General features: G+C 58.8%; 17 protein-coding genes. 4 read left to right on the top strand and 13 right to left on the bottom strand.

What is annotated here, in order from left to right:
* Window positions 1-24 precede the first annotated feature (24 nt).
* Entirely contained in the window at window positions 25-2,553 is a 2,529-nt protein-coding gene (locus tag ACA063_RS03745; protein ID WP_497664830.1) for a PepSY domain-containing protein, read from the bottom strand.
* Window positions 2,554-2,837: 284 nt separating this feature from the next.
* Window positions 2,838-5,183, bottom strand: a complete 2,346-nt coding sequence (locus ACA063_RS03750; RefSeq protein WP_497664831.1) for a TonB-dependent receptor — start codon at window positions 5,181-5,183, stop codon at window positions 2,838-2,840.
* Between the two features lie 206 nt (window positions 5,184-5,389).
* Between ACA063_RS03750 and ACA063_RS03755 the strand changes: the two genes are divergently transcribed.
* Together ACA063_RS03755 and ACA063_RS03760 are read left to right on the top strand one after the other, a co-directional pair.
* Window positions 5,390-6,070, top strand: coding sequence for a Fe2+-dependent dioxygenase (locus tag ACA063_RS03755; RefSeq protein WP_497664832.1), 681 nt, complete (start codon window positions 5,390-5,392; stop codon window positions 6,068-6,070).
* Between the two features lie 57 nt (window positions 6,071-6,127).
* Window positions 6,128-6,841 carry a tetratricopeptide repeat protein gene (locus ACA063_RS03760; protein WP_497666470.1) on the top strand — a complete coding sequence of 238 codons (714 nt, stop codon included), beginning with the start codon at window positions 6,128-6,130 and terminating at the stop codon, window positions 6,839-6,841.
* Window positions 6,842-7,010: 169 nt separating this feature from the next.
* Here the strand turns inward: ACA063_RS03760 and ACA063_RS03765 are convergent, their stop codons facing one another.
* The 6 genes from ACA063_RS03765 to ACA063_RS03790 form a co-directional block, all read right to left on the bottom strand.
* Window positions 7,011-8,174 carry a type III PLP-dependent enzyme gene (locus tag ACA063_RS03765; protein WP_162440776.1) on the bottom strand — a complete coding sequence of 388 codons (1,164 nt, stop codon included), beginning with the start codon at window positions 8,172-8,174 and terminating at the stop codon, window positions 7,011-7,013.
* Between the two features lie 458 nt (window positions 8,175-8,632).
* Complete coding sequence (locus tag ACA063_RS03770) at window positions 8,633-8,968, bottom strand: hypothetical protein (RefSeq protein ID WP_497664833.1); 336 nt, start codon at window positions 8,966-8,968, stop codon at window positions 8,633-8,635.
* A gap of 254 nt (window positions 8,969-9,222) precedes the next feature.
* Complete coding sequence (locus tag ACA063_RS03775; RefSeq protein ID WP_162440777.1) at window positions 9,223-10,380, bottom strand: osmoprotectant ABC transporter ATP-binding protein OsmV; 1,158 nt, start codon at window positions 10,378-10,380, stop codon at window positions 9,223-9,225.
* The gene (locus ACA063_RS03780; protein ID WP_266015078.1) at window positions 10,377-11,030 is read right to left on the bottom strand and encodes an ABC transporter permease; all 654 of its coding nucleotides are present in this window, start codon (window positions 11,028-11,030) and stop codon (window positions 10,377-10,379) included. The genes ACA063_RS03775 and ACA063_RS03780 overlap by 4 nt, the downstream gene beginning before the upstream one ends.
* 12 nt (window positions 11,031-11,042) lie before the next feature.
* Window positions 11,043-11,951: a glycine betaine ABC transporter substrate-binding protein gene (locus ACA063_RS03785; protein WP_497664834.1), complete on the bottom strand. Its 909-nt coding sequence runs from the start codon at window positions 11,949-11,951 to the stop codon at window positions 11,043-11,045.
* Between the two features lie 20 nt (window positions 11,952-11,971).
* Complete coding sequence (locus ACA063_RS03790) at window positions 11,972-12,688, bottom strand: ABC transporter permease (RefSeq protein WP_497664835.1); 717 nt, start codon at window positions 12,686-12,688, stop codon at window positions 11,972-11,974.
* Between the two features lie 502 nt (window positions 12,689-13,190).
* Here ACA063_RS03790 and ACA063_RS03795 point away from each other — a divergent pair.
* On the top strand, window positions 13,191-14,774 hold the full coding sequence (locus ACA063_RS03795) for a peptide chain release factor 3 (protein ID WP_162440781.1): 1,584 nt from the start codon (window positions 13,191-13,193) through the stop codon (window positions 14,772-14,774).
* Between the two features lie 128 nt (window positions 14,775-14,902).
* Here ACA063_RS03795 and ACA063_RS03800 read toward each other — a convergent pair whose 3' ends face one another.
* Window positions 14,903-15,304: a nuclear transport factor 2 family protein gene (locus tag ACA063_RS03800; protein ID WP_497664836.1), complete on the bottom strand. Its 402-nt coding sequence runs from the start codon at window positions 15,302-15,304 to the stop codon at window positions 14,903-14,905.
* A 243-nt stretch (window positions 15,305-15,547) separates the two neighbouring features.
* Between ACA063_RS03800 and ACA063_RS03805 the strand changes: the two genes are divergently transcribed.
* Window positions 15,548-15,805, top strand: coding sequence for a hypothetical protein (locus tag ACA063_RS03805; RefSeq protein ID WP_497664837.1), 258 nt, complete (start codon window positions 15,548-15,550; stop codon window positions 15,803-15,805).
* A gap of 112 nt (window positions 15,806-15,917) precedes the next feature.
* Here the strand turns inward: ACA063_RS03805 and ACA063_RS03810 are convergent, their stop codons facing one another.
* The 4 genes from ACA063_RS03810 to ACA063_RS03825 are packed head-to-tail and all read right to left on the bottom strand — an operon-like array spanning window position 15,918 to window position 19,809.
* Complete coding sequence (locus tag ACA063_RS03810) at window positions 15,918-16,898, bottom strand: peptide ABC transporter ATP-binding protein (RefSeq protein ID WP_497664838.1); 981 nt, start codon at window positions 16,896-16,898, stop codon at window positions 15,918-15,920.
* A complete protein-coding gene (locus ACA063_RS03815; RefSeq protein ID WP_162440065.1) occupies window positions 16,898-17,866 on the bottom strand; it encodes an ABC transporter ATP-binding protein in 969 nt (322 codons plus the stop codon). Before ACA063_RS03815 ends, ACA063_RS03810 begins: the two co-directional genes overlap by 1 nt.
* Window positions 17,867-17,876: 10 nt before the next feature.
* Complete coding sequence (locus tag ACA063_RS03820) at window positions 17,877-18,788, bottom strand: ABC transporter permease subunit (RefSeq protein ID WP_497664839.1); 912 nt, start codon at window positions 18,786-18,788, stop codon at window positions 17,877-17,879.
* Between the two features lie 10 nt (window positions 18,789-18,798).
* Window positions 18,799-19,809: an ABC transporter permease subunit gene (locus ACA063_RS03825; RefSeq protein WP_017336505.1), complete on the bottom strand. Its 1,011-nt coding sequence runs from the start codon at window positions 19,807-19,809 to the stop codon at window positions 18,799-18,801.
* Between the last annotated feature and the right edge of the window lie 56 nt (window positions 19,810-19,865).

Here is a 19,865-nt window from a genome sequence, read left to right on the forward strand (position 1 = left end):
GCGGCTCCCACAAGGTTTTTCCAGTCAGTAGACGTCGCGGCGATAGCGGCCTTGTTCAATCAACCGGTCAACCTCGGATATCCCGAGCACCTCGTTGAGTACGTGATCCACGCCCGACGCCATGCCCTGCAAACTCCCGCAGATGTAAATCACCGCACCGTCAGCCAGCCACTTCTTCAACTCTTCCGCTGAATCGCGCAGTCGATCCTGCACATAAATCTTCTCGGCCTGATCCCGCGAGAACGCCAAATCGAGCCGCTCCAGATCACCCGAAATCAGCCATTCCTGAAGCTCATCACGGCAGAGAAAATCGTACTCGCGATTACGCTCGCCAAAGATCAACCACTGCCGTTGCTGACCATCGGCAATCCGCGCCTTGAGCAAGCTGCGCAAACCCGCCAGACCGGTGCCATTGCCCAGAAAAATCATCGGTAGCGGCTCTACGGGCAGGTGAAAACCGCTGTTGCGACGTACCCGCAGGCTGACAGCGCCACCCACAGGGGCGTGCTCGGTCAACCAACCGGAACCGACGCCGAGGCTGCCGTCAGGATGGACTTCCTGGCGCACGATCAGCTCAAGCACACCGTCGGCCGCGATCGAGGCGATGGAGTATTCGCGCATGGCCAAAGGCACCAATGCATCCGCCAGCGCCTGGGCGTGCAAGCCGACCAGGTGGGTTCGGTTCTCAGGCAGTTGGCGACTGGCAAGGGCCTGATCCAGTGTTTGCGACAAGCCATCAAGTTCCACTGTGGCACGCCCGTCGATCCCCAGGCCGTCGAGGAAATGCTCGATCGCCCACGGGCAGTTGCGTGGCATCACTTCCACCAGGTCACCGGCCAGCCAACCGCTAGGAGCAGGGGGCGTCAGAGCCAGCAGGTAAACCGGTGAGCCTGTGCTGTCCGGGTTCATCAATTCCCGGCGGGTCAGCGTCCAGTTGTCATAGCTGGGCGCTTGCCAGGTGTCCGCGGGCGCCTGACCGGTCACCACGCCGAGTTGTTGCTGCCAGTGACGCAAGGCGTAAGGGTCGCCGCTGTCGACTTCCACGGGTGCAAACAGCGTCTTGCCGCCGTGCTCACCCAGCCAGCCGTGCAAGCGTCGGGCGAATCCACAGAAGTGTTGATACTGCCGATCACCCAGGCCCAGTACGGCGTAGTTCAAGCTTTCCAGACTCGACGCGTGACCCAGCACTTTGCGCTCGAAACCCCGTGCACTGTCAGGCGCTTCGCCGTCGCCGAAGGTGCTGACCACGAACAGTGCATTATCCGAATCCCGTAAGTCCTGCTCGCTGACGGTGGCCAGCGGCTGAACCTTCACAGGCAGACCGGCAGCCTGTAATTGCCCGGCGGTCTGCCAGGCCAACTGCTCGGCAAATCCGCTTTGGCTGGCGAAACCGATCAACCACGCCGGCGTATCGCTACCGGGTTGGGTCAGGCCTTGGCGCGCATTTTTGATCTGCTTTTTCTTGCGACGACGATCGAGGTACAGCAACCAGCCGGTGACAAAAAACATCGGCATCGTCAGTGCGGAAATCGTCAGGATCACGCGCCCGACAATGCCGAAATAGCTGCCGACATGCAGGGCGTAAATGCTGGTCAGCAGTTGCGCATTAAGGCTCTTTTCGCTGTAGCGATCATGCCGCTTGACGATGCCGGTCGCCGGATCGAGGGTGATCTGGTTCAGGGCACGGTCGTGTGGCGAAGTGTTCAGCAGGTAGAACACGGTTGCCGGTTGCCCGGCCACCGGCGGCATACGAATGTTGTAGGCGGACAGGTTCGGACCGGCAGCGCTGTAGATGCTGCTCCACATGGCCGCGTAGTCCGCAGTCGGCGCCGGACCGCTTGGGGCAGGGCCACGACCGCCACGGACGCGCTCGTTTTGCGGCGAGTCGGAGAGCAATCGGGTGAGGCCCTTGTTGTACCACTCGTAAGACCAGGACAACCCGGTCAGGGCCGCCAGGAGGTAGAACACCAGGCACCAGGTGCCGGCAACCGAATGCAGGTCCCAGTTGAAGCTGCGGCCTTTTTTATTCCAGTCGAGAGTCAGCCAGGCACGCCAGCTTTTCCACTGCCGTGGCCAGCGCAGGTAAAGTCCGGACAGGCAGAAGAACACCAGAATCAGCGTGCAGGCACCGGTAATCTGCCGGCCGGTATCGCCCATGGCGAGAAAACGGTGCAGTTGCAGCATCAGGCCGAAGAAGTCCTGGCCGGAGGCGTCGCCCATGAACTCGGCGGTGTACGGATTGAAGTAGCGCATCTCGCCGCGACGCTCACCCGGTTTCGGCGTGAACCACACCTTCGCCGCCGCACCGCTGTCCGTTTCGACGCTGAGCATCGAGACCTTTTTTCCGGAAGCGGCTTCGATGTGCTCCACCAGCTCGGCGGGCGGCAACACGCCGGCCACCTGCTTTTCGACCTGCAGCACCGACGGATTCAGTGCGCTCAGGAACTCATCCTGAAACGACACCGTCGCCCCGGTAATGCCCATCAGGGCCAGTACCAGCCCGGCGCTGATGCCGAAAAACCAGTGCAACTGGAACAGGGTTTTCTTCAACACGTCGCTCGCCTTGTTCGTTCGAAAATGATCATCACGGCGCGCATTATGCCGTGGGTTATCGAGAAACTTTCTTTATTACGCACAAAAGCCCCGTTCATCTGGATGAACGGGGCCCAACTCCTGTTGGAGCTGCCGCAGGCTGCGATCTTTTGATCTTCTGCGATTCCGGATGCGCCAGGAATCAAGATCAAAAGATCGCAGCCTGCGGCAGCTCCTACAGTGGAGCCGATCTCGGCTGCGCCCTGATCGTCCGACGCGGCCCGAGTTTGCGGCAGCTTCTACAGTCAGAAGTGGAAGTTGGTGCTCAGCAACGCTGTACGGCCCGCCGCCTGGTTGGCGAAGTGGGTCGAGAACGCCTTGTCGTAGTAGGTCTCGTCGGTCAGGTTTTGCACGTTCAGCTGCAGGTCGACGTTTTTGGTCAGCTTGTAAGCGACCATGGCGTCGTAACGTACGTAGTCATCAACCATCGTGGTGTTGGCCACGCTGCCGAACACGTCGTCGACGTAGAACGCGCCGCCACCGATGGTCAGCTTCGGCGTGACCTGGTAGGTCGTCCAGAGGCTGGCGCTGTTTTTCGGCGTGTTAGGCAGCTCGTTGCCATCGTTGGCTTTGTTAGCCGGCAGGTCACCACCATCGACTTGCTCGCTGTCCATGTAGGCGTAACCGGCGAAGACTTGCCATTTGTCGGTGATCTTGCCCGTGGCCGACAATTCAATGCCTTGAACACGGGTTTTACCGGCGTTTTCATACGACGTGGTGTCGACTTGAACGCGGGCGTTGTCTTTCTCGGTGCGGAAGATATCGGCGGTCAGGGACAGGCGATCGTTCAGCAAATCCCACTTGGTACCGATTTCGTAGTTCTTGGTGGTTTCCGGCTCCATGTCGCTGCTTACTTGGTTGCCGCTGCGATCAGGGGTGTTACCCAGCGAGTTGCCTTCCATGCCCTCACCCAAAGTATTGCCTGGTGGAGTAGCCGAAGTGGCGTACGAGGCATAAATGCTGCCGTTATCAGCAGGTTTGTAAACAACGCCGAACTGACCGGTGACAAACTCACTTGTGTCTTTGGCCTTGGCAGGCACGCCTTTGTTCACGACCGTTGCACCGGAAGCATCATAGGTGCGGTACTGGGTGTCGAAATGGTCGTAACGCAGCCCCATATTCACCAGCCATTGATCGGACAATTCCAGGGTATCGAACACGTACAGAGCATAAGTGTTGGCTTTGGTGTCTGTGCCAGCGTAGTTACGTGAGATCGAACCGTTCCATGGATCGCTCGGGGTCGGGTTGGACAACGAGGTGCAGTTGTAGCCACTTGGCGCGCCAATTAGTGCGGGCGAGCAAACTGTTGGCCCGAGGTTAGGGTCTGTCGGAGTGGTGTCGGTGTTGACGGTGTACGAGGACTTCTTGCTTTCCTCACGGCTCAACTCGATACCGGTGGCGAAACTGTTCTTGAACCCGGCAATGTAAACGTCACCAAACAGATCGGTCTGGTTGGTGGTGGTGTCAGTGTTGCTGACACGGGTGTTGGCACGACGCCACACGCTGCCGTTGTTAACGTTGCCTTTGGAGTCGTCCGGCTGGGTCAGGATGTAATCCTGCATGCTGCTGCCGTGGCGCAAGGTGTTTTTGACGGTCAGTGCGTCGTTCAGGTCGTGCTCGATGGCGATGGTTGCGGTGTCGGTGCGGCCTTTGCGGAAGTCGCGGCCGTCGAGACCGTAGAAGTTACTGCTGTCACCGCCGTCGTCCGGCGTGCTCGGATTGGACTTGGTGCGCGCGGCAGAACCCGCTACCGGAATGCTGTACGGAATACCCGAGTCCGGGGTGTCGTTGCTTTCCAGATGGTAGTAATCAAGGTTGACGCGAGTGTCGGTGCCCAGACCGAAGGCCACGGATGGCGCGATGCCCCAGCGATCGTAGTCGACGCTGTCACGGCCAGCGACGTTGCTTTCGTGGCTCATCAGGTTCAGCCGGCCAGCGGCGGTGTCAGTGAACTGGTAGTTGCCGTCGAAGGTGTAGCGCTGCGTCTGGTCCGAACCCCAGGTGAATCCACCGTCGAGCGAATCGCCCAGGTGTGCTTTCTTGCTCACCAGGTTGATGCTGCCGCCAGCAGCGCCCCGGCCGCCAATGGCCGAGTTCGGGCCTTTGCTGACTTCGATCGACTCGACCGCGAAGATCTCGCGGCTTTGCGAACCGGTGTCGCGCACGCCGTCCAGGTACGTATCGCCCTGAGCATCGAAACCACGAATGAATGGACGGTCACCCTGTGGGTTGCCACCTTCACCGGCACCGAAGGTGATGCCTGGAACGGTGCGCAGTGCGTCCTGCATGTTGAGGGCGCCGGTGTCCTTGAGGACTTGTTGCGGAATCACGGTAATCGAGCGTGGGGTGTCGACCAACGGCGCGGTGTACTTGGGCGAGGAGGCTTTCTCGACGTTGTAGCTGGTCGCGTCCTGCGCTTCGCCAGTGATGGCGGTCGCGTCCAGGGAAATCGCATTGCCCGGTGCTTTGGCGTCGGTCTTTTCAGCAGCGAAAACCATTTGGCCAGCCGAGCCGGCGGTGATTGCCACGCCAATTGCAGACGCGAGCAAACGCGGTGAACTGACAGGTAATTGTGGTTGTTGGCGTGACATCGGAATTCCCCTCCCCAAGGATTTGAGGTCGCGGAATATAGGGTAGACGCGTATTTGTATCAATTGCGAAACGTTATTATTCGCGAAGAATTTACATTCTTTACAATTTAGCCTTACGGTTTTTGGTGTTTCATTCGTCTGTGGGGTTTTACACGGGCAATAAGAATCAATACCATTGCCACTCCTTTGCCTTCAGGTCTCTTCCCATGCTGCTGCACATTCCCGGCGTGTTCGCGAAAGAAGAAGTGCAGCGCATCAGAGAGGCCCTGGAGCAAGCCGATTGGGCAGATGGCAAGATCACCGCGGGTTTTCAATCGGCGAAGGCCAAGCACAATCTGCAGCTGCCCGAAGGTCATCCCCTGGCCAAGGAAGTCGGCGCGGCGATGCTGGAACGGTTGTGGAAAAATCCGCTGTTCATGTCCGCCGCGTTACCGCACAAGGTCTTTCCTCCGTTGCTGAACTGTTACACGGCGGGTGGCAGTTTCGATTTTCATATCGACAACGCCGTGCGCCAGCCTAAAAACAGCATTGAACGGGTGCGCACCGACCTGTCGGCGACGCTGTTTTTCAGCGAGCCTGAGGACTATGACGGCGGAGAGCTGGAGATCCAGGACACCTTCGGCACCCAGCGAGTGAAGTTGCCCGCCGGCGACATGGTCCTGTACCCCGGCACAAGCCTGCACAAGGTCAATGCCGTCACTCGCGGAACCCGCTTTGCCTCATTCTTCTGGACCCAAAGCCTGGTGCGTGAGGACAGCCAGCGCGCCTTGCTGTTCGAAATGGACGGGGCGATCCAGCAGCTGACCCAGGACATGCCCGACCACCCTTCGCTGATTCGCCTGACCGGCACTTATCACAATCTGTTGCGTCGCTGGGTCGAGGTGTAAGTGGCGGACTTCCGTATACGCCGCGAACAAGTACTCGACGGTGACGGGCTCAAATCCATGCTCGACGAAAGCCCGGCGCGCGCCGCTCAGGCGATTCTGAGCGCTGCCCGCGAAGACATCGTCGATGCTCAGGCGCTGCTCGGTCAGATCCTGCTGGACGGGCAAGGAATCGAGCAGGACCAGCCGCTGGCCGTGCGCTGGTTCGAGATCGCCGCACAGCGTGGGCATCTTATGGCGCGCAATATGCTCGGTCGTTGTCATGAGCATGGCTGGGGGTGCAACGCGGATGCATCGTTGGCGGCGCGACATTATCGAGTCGCCGCTGAAGCAGGCCTGGATTGGGCGATGTACAACCTGGCCAACCTACTGGCGACCGGTCGCGGAGTGGCTGAGGATCAGGTGCAAGCCTTGGGGTTCTACCGCCACGCCGCCGAGCTCGGCCACGCGAAATCGATGAATTTGCTTGGGCGTTATCTGGAAGAAGGGCAGTTCTGTTCAGCGGATCCGCAGGCGGCGCGCAGCTGGTATCGGCGCTCGGCCGTCGGCGGCGATTTTCGCGGGCAGTTCAGTTATGCCGCCGTGCTGGCGGGCGAGGGGAACATCGAGGAAGCGCTGGACTGGTTGCGTCAGGCACTGGCTACTGGAAATCTGAATTTCCTGCGGGTGGCGAGCAAAGCGCTATTGAACGCAACCGATCCACAAGTTCGAGCCTTGGCAACAGAGTACGCCCGGCGCCACGCCGAGCTCGAACAGGAACGCAATCTCCCGTAGGAGCTGTCGCAGGCTGCGATCTTTTGATCTTGCCTTTAAACACACGATCAAAAGATCGCAGCCTCGTTGCACTCGACAGCGCCTACAGGTGTCGGGTCGTTCCGGAGCGAATGGCAGACACAAAAAAGCCCATGACACGTCATGGGCTTTTTGATTGCTGCGCCGACGTTTACACGTAGAACGATTTCAGCGGCGGGAAGCCGTTGAATTCAACAGCGCTGTAGCTGGTGGTGTAGGCGCCGGTCGACAGCCAGTACAGGCGGTCGCCAATGGCCAGGTTCAGCGGCAGGCCGTACTTGTAGTTCTCGTACATGATGTCGGCGCTGTCGCAGGTCGGGCCGGCGATGACCACTTCTTCCATCTCGCCTTTCTTCTCGGTCCAGATCGGGAACTTGATGGCTTCGTCCATGGTTTCGATCAGGCCGGAGAACTTGCCCACATCCGTGTACACCCAGCGCTCGACGGCGGTACGGGATTTGCGCGCAACCAGTACCACTTCGCTGACCAGAATACCGGCGTTGGCAATCAACGAACGGCCTGGTTCCAGAATGATTTCCGGCAGTTCGTCACCGAAATCTTCCTTGAGGAAGCGGATGATTTCTTCGGCGTAGGTTTCCAGGCTGTTGGTGCGGGTGATGTAGTTGGCCGGGAAGCCACCGCCCATGTTGATCAGCTTCAGGTGGATACCGTCTTCTTCTTTCAGGCGCTCGAAAATCACTTTGACCTTGGCGATTGCCGCGTCCCATACGCTGATGTCGCGCTGTTGCGAGCCAACGTGGAACGAGATGCCATAAGGCACCAGGCCCAGGTCGCGGGCGAGGATCAGCAGGTCCATGGCCATGTCGGTCTGGCAACCGAATTTGCGCGACAAAGGCCAGTCAGCCGTGGTCGAGCCTTCGGTGAGGATGCGCACGTAGACTTTCGAACCCGGTGCCGCCTTGGCGATGTTGCGCAGGTCGGCTTCGGAGTCGGTGGAGAACAGGCGCACGCCCTTATCATAGAAGTAGCGGATGTCCTTGGACTTCTTGATGGTGTTGCCGTAGCTGATCCGGTCGGGGCTGACGCCGCGGTCCATCACTTTGTCCAGCTCATAGATCGACGCGATGTCGAAGCTCGAGCCTTTCTCTTTGAGCAGGTCGATGATTTCGACGGCTGGGTTGGCCTTGACCGCGTAATAGACTTTGGCGAATTCGAAACCGGCGCGCAGGTCGTCGTAGGCCTGGCTGATCATCGCGGTGTCGATCACCACGAACGGGGTTTCTTGCGTGTCGGCGAACGCCTTCAATTTGTTGAAGGTATCGCGCGCGTAATAGTCTTCGACGTTGATCGACATGCTGGGAACTCCTACTGGCAAACTGAAATTAACAATGGGTGCGAGGGTGTGTCATCAATGAAATCGCGAGTGCGTGATTTCATTGATGACACACCTTCCTGAACGTCCTCCGTATCCCCACTTTGGTTCGCCTACTTCCCAAGGCATGTCGCCGAAAGCAAAAAGGCCATGGGAAATGGTGCTTCCCTTGGCCTTGCTGTCTCGTCGTCAGTACTTGAGCCGGATGGATCGTTTCCAGCATGGACGTTCGGCGCGAACTTTAGGGCGTGAGGGGCTTGAGATCAACAAAAAATGTCGCGTTTTTGCACGCTTCCGTCGTGCGGTCCAGGACAGCTACCTGTGTAGCTGACAGTGATGACGGATTGATGTTCCCCCCGAAGGGGGAAGCTGGAGGTGTTTGAGGAGGAGGAAACAAGAAAATCGGTACGTAAATCAGTGATACGAAAGCCACTGATGTATCAACCTATTACTTCAACTACCACGGTATATATCCCTGTAACAATCGGATTGGTTTGCGTGGTAACACTCACGTTGATGGTCATATTTTGCTGCACATTGGTTACTACAACTCTACCGTTCAAGCCCCCTCGGGAAAATACTGATACTCCAGGAAGAGGGGTCACTAATCTAAAAGTCCCAGACACGTTAGGTACGATGTTGTTTTGTGCGTCCAGTGCATCACCGGCTGGAAGTTTTTCAAGGCTGCCGCCTCGGCGAACTTTGTTCGGATTGCCAGCGCCGTTGAAGCGAAGCTTGACAGGCGGGCCTGCTAGGGCGGAATTCTGATCGTTCACGGGTAACTCCTGATGGGGTCATACATCTTATGTGGGGGTTCTTTTGGTTTGATATCTGAACGGCGTAAACAGGCCGTCAGTTACGTGTCCAGTTAAACCAATTCCACCAGAAATAGGACCTATCAGAAGTGACCGTATGTTTTGCGAATTGTAATGGCAGGAAGTTTTCGGGAGTTTATAAATGTTTATTACGTCGTTACTTCTCTCAATAAAAAAGCCGCCGGATAATATTATCCAGCGGCGGTTAATCCACTTCAGGCCAGCGCAGTCTCGGCGGGCGAAACAATACTGGTCTTGCCGCCACGGGACTTGCCGGAGCTCAGGTACTCGGCAATCGATTCCTGGGTCACTTCACCCAGGAACACGCGATCGGCATCCATCACCGGCAGCCATGAGCGGTTGAACTCGTACATGCGCGACAGCAGGATGCGCAAATGCTCGTCGTACGCCGCCGTGGCGTTGAACTCGCGCAGGTACTGCGCGCACGTACCGGTCTGACGGTGCAGATCGCGACGTCGTACATACCCGAGCGCCTTGTTCTCACCATCGGTGACGACGACATAACGACGGTCATGCTCGTCCATCAGCTCCAGCGCATCCGCCACCGGCGTTTCCGGGCTCACGGACGGGGCGTTGTCCGCAGCATCCTCGGCTTTTACCAGCAGCAGACGCTTGAGCGTGCTGTCCTGGCCGACGAAGTTACTGACAAATTCATCTGCCGGATGCGCCAGCAACGTGTCCGGATGATCGATCTGCAACAGTTTGCCGGCACGGAAAATCGCAATCTTGTCACCCAGCTTGATCGCCTCGTCGATGTCGTGGCTGACCATGATCACGGTCTTGTTCAGCGCACGTTGCATCTCGAAGAATTCGTTCTGGATCATCTCGCGGTTGATCGGGTCGACCGCGCCGAACGGCTCATCCATCAACAGCAGCGGCGCATCCGCTGCCAGGGCGCGAATCACGCCGATTCGCTGCTGCTGGCCACCGGACAGTTCACGCGGATAGCGATTCAGATACTGCTTGGGCTCGAGCTTGATCATGCTCATCAACTCGCGGGCGCGGTCGTGGCATTTCTGTTTGTCCCAACCCAGCAGGCGCGGAACGATGGTGATGTTTTCCTCGATGGTCATGTTCGGGAACAGACCGATCTGCTGGATCACATAACCGATGTTGCGACGCAGGGTGACGGCGTCGAGGTCGGTGGTATCTTCGCCATTGATCAGGATCTTGCCGGACGTCGGCTTGATCAGGCGGTTGATCATTTTCAGCGTTGTGCTTTTGCCGCAGCCCGATGGCCCGAGGAACACACAGATCTCGCCTTCATTGACGGTCAGGCTTACCGAGTCCACGGCTTTTACGTCTTTGCCGTTGCTTTGGAAGGTCTTGCTGAGGTTTTGAAGTTCGATCATTTCAGGAGTCCTTTTGGAGTCAGCGTGCGTTGCAGCCATTGCAGAAGCAGGTCGGCGAAGATGGCCAGGAGACTGACCAGCACGGCGCCGACGATCAGCATCGACATATCGCTGCGGCTGATTGAAGCGAGAATGAGTACACCAAGGCCACCGGCGCCGATGGTCGCGGCGATGGTCATGACACCAATGTTCATGACCACGGCGGTGCGCACGCCAGCGAGGATGACGGGCACGGCAATTGGCAGTTCGACCATGCGCAGGCGCTGGCCGAAGGTCATGCCGATGCCGCGGGCGGCTTCGCGGATGCCCGGCTCAACGCCGGTCAGCGCCAGGTAGGTGTTACGCATGATCGGCAGCAGCGAGTACAGGAACACGGCGGTGATCGCTGGCATCGGGCCAAGGCCCTGGCCGAATTTCGAGTAGAACGGCAGCAGCAGGCCGAACAGCGCAATCGACGGCACGGTCAGCAACACCGTGGCGCTGGCTTGCAACGGGCCGGCGAGGGTCGGGAACCGGGTCATCAGGATGCCCAGCGGCACGCCGACGAGGATCGCCAAGGTCACCGCAATGCCGACCAGGGTGATGTGCTGCCAGGTCAGGTGCGCGACCTGCGCCCAGTCGAGATGGGAAAAGGCGTTCAAAAATTCCATGTCTTTTCCTCCTCAGTTGAGTGGGTGCTGGCGCAGGAAATCTGCGGCAACGGATGAAGGGCTTTCGTGATCGACATCGACCCGTGCATTTAGCGCACGCATGGTTTCGTCATCGAACAGTTCGGCCAGCGGCTTGATGTCTTCGGCGAGTTTCGGGTGGGCGTCGAGGTAAACCTGACGCACTACTGGGGCCGCGGTGTAGTCCGGGAAGTAGTGCTTGTCGTCTTCCAGCAGTTTGAGCTTGAAGGCGTTCAAACGACCGTCTGTGGTGTAGACCAGACCGGCAAACACCTGACCATTACGCAAGGCGGTGTAGACCAGCCCTGCGTCCATCTGGCGGGTGTTTTTACGGGTGAGGTTCATGCCGTAGAGGTCGACCATGCCGGCCATGCCGTCGGAACGGTTAGCGAACTCGGTGTCCAGGGCCACGAGGTGGTTGGTCTTCGCCTCAGCCTGCATCACCGTGTTCAGCTCGCTGATGGTGTTGATCTGCGGATAAGCCTTCGCGGTTTTTTCCGGCAGGGCCAGGGCGTAGGTGTTGCTGAACCTCGACGGCGTCAGCCAGACCAGGCCTTTCTTCGCGTCAAGTTCTTTCACCTTGGCGTAGGACTGAGCGCTGTCGAGTTTGTCGGTGATGTGGTTGTAAGCCACCAGCGACACGCCGGTGTATTCCCATATCAGGTCCAGTTGGCCGCTTTCCTGAGCGCTGCGGGCGAGGTTACTACCCAGACCACCAGTAACCTGGGTGTCATAACCCTTGGTGCGCAGGTACTGGGACGTGATTTCCGCGAGCAGGGTTTGCTCGGTGAACACCCGGGCGCCGATACGGATCACGGGTTTCTCTGCGGCTTGGGCAACTCCTGCAAACAGCAGGGCACAGCCCAGTAACAAGCCGAACTTCTTTGAAAAGTAGGTCTTCATGATTATTCCTTTGCCGAGGCTTAAGACGGGCGCAGGCCGCGTTCGAGCCAGAGACGACTGGCCAGTATCACCAGGCCGTCGAGCAGCAAGGCCAGCAGGGCGGTGCAGGCCGCGCCGAGCATTAGTTGCGGCTGATTGTTCAGGGCAATGCCAGGGAAAATCAGGCTGCCCAGGCTGTTGGCGCCGATCAGGAACGCCAAAGGCGCAGTACCCACGTTGATCGCCAGGGCGACACGCACACCACCGATGATGATCGGCACAGCGTTCGGCAGTTCAACCCGCCACAGCACCTGAGTCGGTGTCATGCCGATGCCGACGGCCGCTTCCTTGAGTGAACCCTGGACGTTTTTCAGCCCTTCGTAGGTATTGCGCACAATCGGCAAGAGCGAGGCGAGGAACAGGGCGAAGATCGCAGGGCCGCTGCCGATGCCGAGGATACCCAGGGCGATGGCCAGTACGGCGAGAGGCGGCACGGTGTTGCCGATGTTGAAGATCTGCATGAAGCGTTCGGCGCGTCCAACCATGGTCGGGCGGCTGAGGAAGATGCCGGCGGGTATGCCCACGACAAGGGCGGCCAGCATGGAGACAATCACAAGAATCAAATGAGCTTGCAGGTAAAACAACAAATCGTCGCGGTAATGTTCGATCGTGTTGATGCCAATCCAGTGGACCAGCAGGGCCAGAAGGGCGACGACAACCGCTCCTCCTATCAGCCCTTTGCCATAGCGAATAGCCACAGGCGGACTCCTTTTTTTCTTTGTCGGCGAACGCAGTCCCGTGTGGCAATGCCATTCCTGGCTGCCGGGTGTTTTACGTTCGCGAGAAGCAGCTCGTTCTATGTCCGCAACGGGACATGAATCGGGCCATAAGCGCAGCCTCGTCAGGCTAACTTGCTGATTTATCAGCCCCTGGTACGAGTGCAGTAACAGGGGAGTGGACGCCTCCACCTTTTAAAAGGTTCCATAATTAGCAGCAATTAGCCACCCCGCATGTCGCATCGCCTCCTGCAGCAGCTGCCGAGTGGTGAGGGGATTTATCCCCGTTGGGCTGCGAAGCGGCCCTGTTTTTCCAGTCACACCTCGTCCAATGGCTTGCGACGGCTTCGCCGCCGAACGGGGATAAATCCCCTCGCCACAGTCTCGCAAGCTCGGCAGCTGCTACAGGTCGAACGGTGGTCTGTCGAGGTCGGTTTGCGCTATACTCGCCGCCCTTTTTTGAATCACCGCCAGGCGATTTCCCATGACCAAACAGGCCGCCGAAGTCGCGAAACGCCGCACTTTCGCCATTATTTCCCACCCCGATGCGGGTAAGACCACCATCACCGAGAAGCTCTTGCTGATGGGCAAGGCGATTGCGATTGCGGGCACGGTGAAGTCGCGTAAATCCGACCGCCATGCCACCTCCGACTGGATGGAAATGGAAAAACAGCGGGGTATTTCCATTACCACGTCGGTCATGCAGTTCCCGTATCGCGATCACATGATCAACCTGCTCGACACCCCGGGCCACGAAGACTTCTCCGAAGATACCTACCGCACCCTGACGGCGGTCGACTCGGCATTGATGGTCCTCGACGGCGGTAAGGGCGTAGAGCCACGGACCATCGCGCTGATGGACGTCTGCCGTCTGCGTGACACGCCGATCGTCAGCTTCATCAACAAACTCGACCGTGACATCCGCGACCCGATCGAACTGCTCGACGAAATCGAAGCCGTCCTGAAGATCAAGGCCGCGCCAATCACCTGGCCGATCGGTTGCTACCGCGACTTCAAAGGCGTTTATCACCTCGCCGACGACTACATCATCGTGTACACCGCCGGCCACGGCCATGAGCGCACCGAGGTGAAAATCATCGAGAAGCTCGACTCCGATGAAGCCCGTGCGCACTTGGGCGACGAGTACGATCGCTTCGTCGATCAGCTGGAGCTTGTGCAAGGCGCCTGCCATGAATTCAATCAGCAGGAATTCCTCGACGGCCAGCTCACCCCGGTGTTCTTCGGTACCGCACTGGGCAACTTCGGTGTCGATCACGTGCTCGACGCGGTGGTCAACTGGGCGCCGAAACCGCTGGCCCGTGTCGCCAACGAACGCACCGTGGAGCCAATCGAGGAGAAGTTCGCCGGCTTCGTGTTCAAGATCCAGGCGAACATGGACCCGAAACACCGCGACCGTATTGCCTTCATGCGTATCTGCTCCGGCAAGTACGAGAAAGGCATGAAGATGCGCCATGTGCGCACCGGCAAAGACGTGCGGATCGGCGATGCCCTGACGTTCTTCTCCTCCGAACGTGAGCAGCTTGAAGAAGCCTTCGCGGGCGACATTATCGGCCTGCACAACCACGGCACCATCCAGATCGGCGACACCTTCACCGAAGGCGAAGTCCTGGGCTTCACTGGCATCCCGCACTTCGCCCCGGAACTGTTCCGCCGCGTACGCCTGCGCGACCCGCTGAAATCCAAGCAACTGCGCCAAGGCTTGCAGCAACTGGCGGAAGAGGGCGCCACCCAGGTATTCTTCCCCGAGCGCAGCAACGACATCATCCTCGGCGCCGTCGGTGTGCTGCAGTTCGATGTGGTCGCCAGCCGTCTGAAAGAGGAATACAAGGTCGAATGCTCCTACGAGCCGATCACCGTGTATTCCGCGCGCTGGATCGATTGCAGCGATAAGAAAAAGCTCGAAGAGTTCAGCATCAAGGCCGTGGAAAACCTCGCCATCGACGGCGGCGGTCACCTGACCTACCTGGCCCCGACCCGGGTCAACCTGGCACTGATGGAAGAGCGCTGGCCGGACGTGAAATTCCGCGCGACGCGTGAGCATCATTAAGCGCTGATCCGAAACACCCAAACCCCGCTGCGAAAGCCGCGGGGTTTTTTGTGGCTGAACACAATCCCTGTGGGAGCGAGCCTGCTCGCGATGGCGACGGATCATTCAACATTCACGTTGACTGACACTCAGTCATCGCGAGCAGGTTCGCTCCTACACGTTTTATGTTGACAGTCGCTACGTGGAATCAATGTTCCCTGATGAAAAACCATCTGCCATCGATCACCCTGCAGGCGCCAGATCGAGCTGCGCAAGCTTGTGACGGGAGTAATGGAGCCGGTGTGACAGTGATAGGTCACTAATGCCGTATTGGGTGAGAGCTGTTTGACTGCGAACTCGCTGATGGTCCGTGGGGTAAAGGGTTGATCAGGGAGGTGCTCGACGATGTCGGCTTTATGCCAGACGCCGCCGCTGGCGCCGAATTCGGTGAAGTCGTCGGCGATCAGGCCCGAAATAACCTCGGCATTACTTCGAGTAGCCTGCGACATCAGGCATTGCTCCATCTCGAGCAGGGTTTGCACTAGATCCATTGTTCCGACACTCCTCTCAGACACCAGGCCTGACTCTTGTAGGAGCAGCTTTGCTCCTACAAGGCTCCCCTCCTTCGTAAATAACCAATCGCCCTAACGATTATGCAAAACCAGTCTGCCGGTCAATGGCATTTCCACCCATTCGTTAGCGTCCTATCTGGAGAACCGAGTCAATCGGAACTAGATTTGATTCAGTTCCACTCAGGCACCCCACGCTTCACCCCAAAAAGGATGGATTCAGCTATGAGCATTTTTCAACGCATTGTGCTGTTGCTTAAGGTTTTGGTGATGCTTTCTGTTGGTATGTCAGCGGCATGGGCCGAGTGCCCGGATCAGGGTGAGCACGCGTCGAGCGGGCAGGTGGTGCACACGGGCATGATGATCGCCAAGTCCGAATCGGAACCCGGGGATCAGGATCAGGGTGGCAGCAAGGACGATGACGACTCCACCACCGATGAGCCGGACTCCGATGACCCTGACGAAGGCGATAGCCAGACGTAGTCGGTAAATTCCGCGCCAAAGAAAACCCCTTCTCCCTCGACTGATGCGCAATCGAAGTGGAAGGGGTTTGGTCGACGGTGTAACGGTGGGAGCAAGTCTGCTCCCACTTTTTTTATGCCGCGCCGTCCAGGAACTGTTCGGCGTAATGGCAAGCCACCTGGCGGCTGTCGAGCAGGCGCAGGGCCGGCTCTTCAGTGCTGCAGCGCTCGGTGGCGTATGGGCAGCGCTTGTGGAAGGAGCAGCCGGAAGGCGGGTTCAGCGGGTTGGGGAGTTCGCCGACAATCTTGATCTTCGGCTTGTTCGGGTCCGGGTGAATGGTCGGGGTGGCCGACAGCAACGCCTGGGTATACGGGTGCAGAGGACGGGCATAGATGTCGTTCTTGGGGCCCATTTCCACCGGGCGACCGAGGTACATCACCATCACGTCATCGGCGACGTGCTGCACGACCGCCAGGTTGTGGGAGATGAACACGTAGGCGGTGTTGAACTCTTGCTGCAGGTCCATGAACAGGTTCAGTACCTGAGCCTGAATCGACACGTCCAGTGCGGAAGTCGGTTCGTCCGCCACCAGCACTTTCGGTTGCAGCATCATGGCGCGAGCGAGGGCGATCCGCTGGCGCTGACCGCCGGAGAACATGTGCGGGTAACGCTGATAATGCTCAGGGCGCAAACCCACTTGCTTCATCATCGCCTGCACTTTCTCGCGACGTTCAGCCGCCGACAGATTGGTGTTGATCAGCAGCGGTTCGCCGAGTTGATCACCGACTTTCTGCCGGGGATTCAACGACGCGTAAGGGCTTTGGAACACCATCTGCACGTCTTTGCGCAGTTGCTTGCGCTGAGCCTTGTCAGCGCCCGCGACTTCTTGCCCGGCGATTTTCAAGGAGCCTGAAGACGGCTCCTCGATCAGCGTCAACGCACGAGCCAGGGTGGACTTGCCGCAACCTGATTCACCCACGACAGCGAGGGTTTTGCCAGCTTCCAGTTCGAACGACACGCCGTTGAGGGCGCGTACGGTCGCATGGCCTTTGAACAGGCCACGGGACACTTCGTAATGACGGGTCAGGTCGCGGGCGGTAAGTACGACGGCCATTACGCCACCTCCTGGTTCAGCGGGTAGAAGCAGCGGGCGAGGCTGTTGCTTTTCGGGTCAAGGGCCGGACGCTGGGTGCGGCAATTCTCTTGCACATACGGGCAGCGCGGCGACAACAGGCAACCTTGCGGGCGGTCGTAACGACCAGGAACGATGCCCGGCAATGTCGACAGGCGTGACGCACCGAGGCTGTGTTCCGGAATCGCCTTGAGCAGCGCTTCGCTGTACGGGTGTGCCGGGATGTCGAACAATTGCGGCACCTGACCGACTTCCACCGCCTGACCGGCGTACATCACACACACACGCTGAGCGGTTTCGGCCACGACAGCGAGGTCGTGGGTGATCAGCACCAGGCCCATGTTCTGCTCTTTTTGCAACGCCAGCAGCAGGTCCATGATCTGCGCCTGAATCGTTACGTCCAGTGCCGTGGTCGGTTCATCGGCAATCAGCAGTTTTGGTTCGCCGGCAATCGCCATGGCGATCGCGACACGCTGGCTCATACCGCCGGAGAGTTGATGCGGATAGGCGTCCATACGGCTCGCAGCGCCCGGGATCTCAACTTTTTCCAGCAGTTCGATGGCGCGTTTGCGCGCTTGCTTGCCCGACATTTTCAGGTGCAGGCGCAGCACTTCTTCGATCTGGAAACCGACGGTGTAGCTCGGGTTCAGCGCGGTCATCGGGTCCTGGAAAACCATCGCCAGGTCTTTGCCGACGATTTGCCGACGCTGACGGTTGCTGAGCTTGAGCATGTTCTTGCCATCGAAATTCAGGGCGTCGGCGGTGACGATCCCTGGATGTTCGATCAGGCCCATCAGCGCCATCATGGTCACGGACTTGCCGGACCCCGATTCGCCAACGATGGCCAGGACTTCGCCCTTGTCCACGGAGATGTCGAGACCGTCGACCACCGGAACAGCATTCTTGTCGCCAAAGCGAACGTTGAGATTCTTGATTTCTAGCAATGACATTTGAATCTCCTCAGGCGGCGTTCTTGAGTTTCGGGTCCAGCGCATCGCGCAAGCCGTCACCCATCAAGTTGATTGCCAGCACGCTGAGCAAAATGGTCAAACCAGGCAGACTCACTACCCACCAGGCGCGTTCGATGTAGTCGCGAGCCGAAGCCAGCATGGTGCCCCACTCAGGGGTTGGCGGTTGTACGCCAAGGCCGAGGAAGCCCAGTGCAGCGGCATCGAGAATCGCCGAGGAGAAGCTCAAGGTCGCCTGAACGATCAGTGGGGCCATGCAGTTAGGCAGCACGGTCACGAACATCAGTCGTGGCAGACCGGCACCGGCCAGGCGCGCGGCGGTCACGTAGTCGCGGTTCAATTCGCCCATCACCGCGGCGCGGGTCAGACGAACATAGGACGGCAACGAAACCACGGCGATGGCAATAATGGTGTTGATCAGGCCAGGGCCGAGGATGGCGACAATCGCCACTGCCAAGAGCAGGGACGGCAGGGCCAGCATGATGTCCATCAGACGCATGATGGTCGGGCCGAGCAAGCGCGGGAAGAACCCGGCGAACAGACCCAGGAGGATGCCCGGAATCAGCGACATCACCACCGATGACAAACCGATCAGCAGGGACAAGCGCGAACCATGGATCAGCCGCGACAGCAGGTCGCGACCCAGTTCATCGGTGCCGAGCAGGAACTGCAGCTGCCCACCTTCCAGCCACGACGGCGGGGTCAGCAGGAAATCACGGTATTGCTCGCTCGGGTTATGCGGCGCGACCCACGGCGCGAAAAGCGCGCAGAAGATCACCAGCAGCATGAACAACAAGCCGGCAACAGCGCCTTTGTTCTTGGAGAACGCTTGCCAGAATTCTTTGTACGGAGACGGGTACAGCAGGCTTTGATCGACTGCTACCGATGGAATTGGAGTGGTCATGGTCATGATCTCAGCGCTGGTGACGGATGCGTGGGTTGGCAAAGCCGTAGAGGATGTCCACTACGAAGTTGACCAGAATCACCAGGCAGGCGATTAACAGGATGCCGTTCTGCACCACGGGATAATCCCGTGCGCCAATGGCTTCGATGAGCCATTTGCCGATGCCGGGCCACGAGAAAATGGTTTCGGTCAGGACCGCACCGGCCAGCAGTGTGCCGACTTGCAGGCCGACTACGGTCAGTACCGGAATCAGCGCATTACGCAAACCATGGACGAACACCACGCGCGAAGGCGACAGACCTTTTGCGCGGGCGGTACGGATGTAGTCTTCACGCAGCACTTCGAGCATCGAAGAACGGGTCATCCGCGCGATCACTGCCAGCGGGATGGTGCCGAGCACGATGGCGGGCAGGATCAGGTGGTGCAGGGCATCGAAGAATGCGCCCACATCATCGGCCAGCAGGGTGTCGATGAGCATGAAACCGGTGCGGGGCTCGATGTCATAGAGCAGGTCGATCCGCCCGGACACCGGGGTCCAGCCCAGGGACACCGAGAAGAACATGATCAGGATCAGGCCCCACCAGAAGATCGGCATCGAATATCCCGCCAGGGAGATGCCCATCACCCCATGGTCGAACAGGGATCCTCGCTTGAGTGCCGCGATCACCCCGGCCAGGAGGCCCAGGATGCCGGCGAACAACAGGGCGGCCATGGACAGTTCCAGGGTCGCGGGGAATAGAGAAGTGAATTCACTCCAGACGCTTTCACGGGTACGCAGGGATTCGCCGAGATCGCCGTGGGCCAGTTTGCCAATGTAATCCAGGTATTGGGCATACAGGGGTTTGTTGAGACCTAGGCGTTCCATTGCCTGAGCATGCATTTCGGGGTCGACTCTGCGTTCGCCCATCATTACTTCCACGGGGTCGCCTGGAATCATGCGAATCAACGCGAAAGTCAGCAAGGTGATGCCGAAGAACGTGGGGATCAGTAACCCCAATCGGCGGGCAATAAAACTAAACATCTTGTGGTGTACCTCATCAGCCGGTTAGGCGTGCCCGGTATCCCTGGGGTCAGGGA

The sequence above is a fragment of the Pseudomonas sp. LBUM1643 genome (genome assembly GCF_059716215.1).

Excerpts from the sequence above, each read along its gene's own strand:
- ACA063_RS03750 (WP_497664831.1), bottom strand. The coding sequence starts at position 5,183 with ATGTCACGCCAACAACCACAATTACCTGTCAGTTCACCGCGTTTGCTC.
- ACA063_RS03755 (WP_497664832.1), top strand. The coding sequence starts at position 5,390 with ATGCTGCTGCACATTCCCGGCGTGTTCGCGAAAGAAGAAGTGCAGCGC.
- ACA063_RS03760 (WP_497666470.1), top strand. The coding sequence starts at position 6,128 with ATGCTCGACGAAAGCCCGGCGCGCGCCGCTCAGGCGATTCTGAGCGCT.
- ACA063_RS03765 (WP_162440776.1), bottom strand. The coding sequence starts at position 8,174 with ATGTCGATCAACGTCGAAGACTATTACGCGCGCGATACCTTCAACAAA.
- ACA063_RS03775 (WP_162440777.1), bottom strand. The coding sequence starts at position 10,380 with ATGATCGAACTTCAAAACCTCAGCAAGACCTTCCAAAGCAACGGCAAA.
- ACA063_RS03780 (WP_266015078.1), bottom strand. The coding sequence starts at position 11,030 with ATGGAATTTTTGAACGCCTTTTCCCATCTCGACTGGGCGCAGGTCGCG.
- ACA063_RS03785 (WP_497664834.1), bottom strand. The coding sequence starts at position 11,951 with ATGAAGACCTACTTTTCAAAGAAGTTCGGCTTGTTACTGGGCTGTGCC.
- ACA063_RS03795 (WP_162440781.1), top strand. The coding sequence starts at position 13,191 with ATGACCAAACAGGCCGCCGAAGTCGCGAAACGCCGCACTTTCGCCATT.
- ACA063_RS03800 (WP_497664836.1), bottom strand. The coding sequence starts at position 15,304 with ATGGATCTAGTGCAAACCCTGCTCGAGATGGAGCAATGCCTGATGTCG.
- ACA063_RS03805 (WP_497664837.1), top strand. The coding sequence starts at position 15,548 with ATGAGCATTTTTCAACGCATTGTGCTGTTGCTTAAGGTTTTGGTGATG.
- ACA063_RS03810 (WP_497664838.1), bottom strand. The coding sequence starts at position 16,898 with ATGGCCGTCGTACTTACCGCCCGCGACCTGACCCGTCATTACGAAGTG.
- ACA063_RS03815 (WP_162440065.1), bottom strand. The coding sequence starts at position 17,866 with ATGTCATTGCTAGAAATCAAGAATCTCAACGTTCGCTTTGGCGACAAG.
- ACA063_RS03820 (WP_497664839.1), bottom strand. The coding sequence starts at position 18,788 with ATGACCACTCCAATTCCATCGGTAGCAGTCGATCAAAGCCTGCTGTAC.
- ACA063_RS03825 (WP_017336505.1), bottom strand. The coding sequence starts at position 19,809 with ATGTTTAGTTTTATTGCCCGCCGATTGGGGTTACTGATCCCCACGTTC.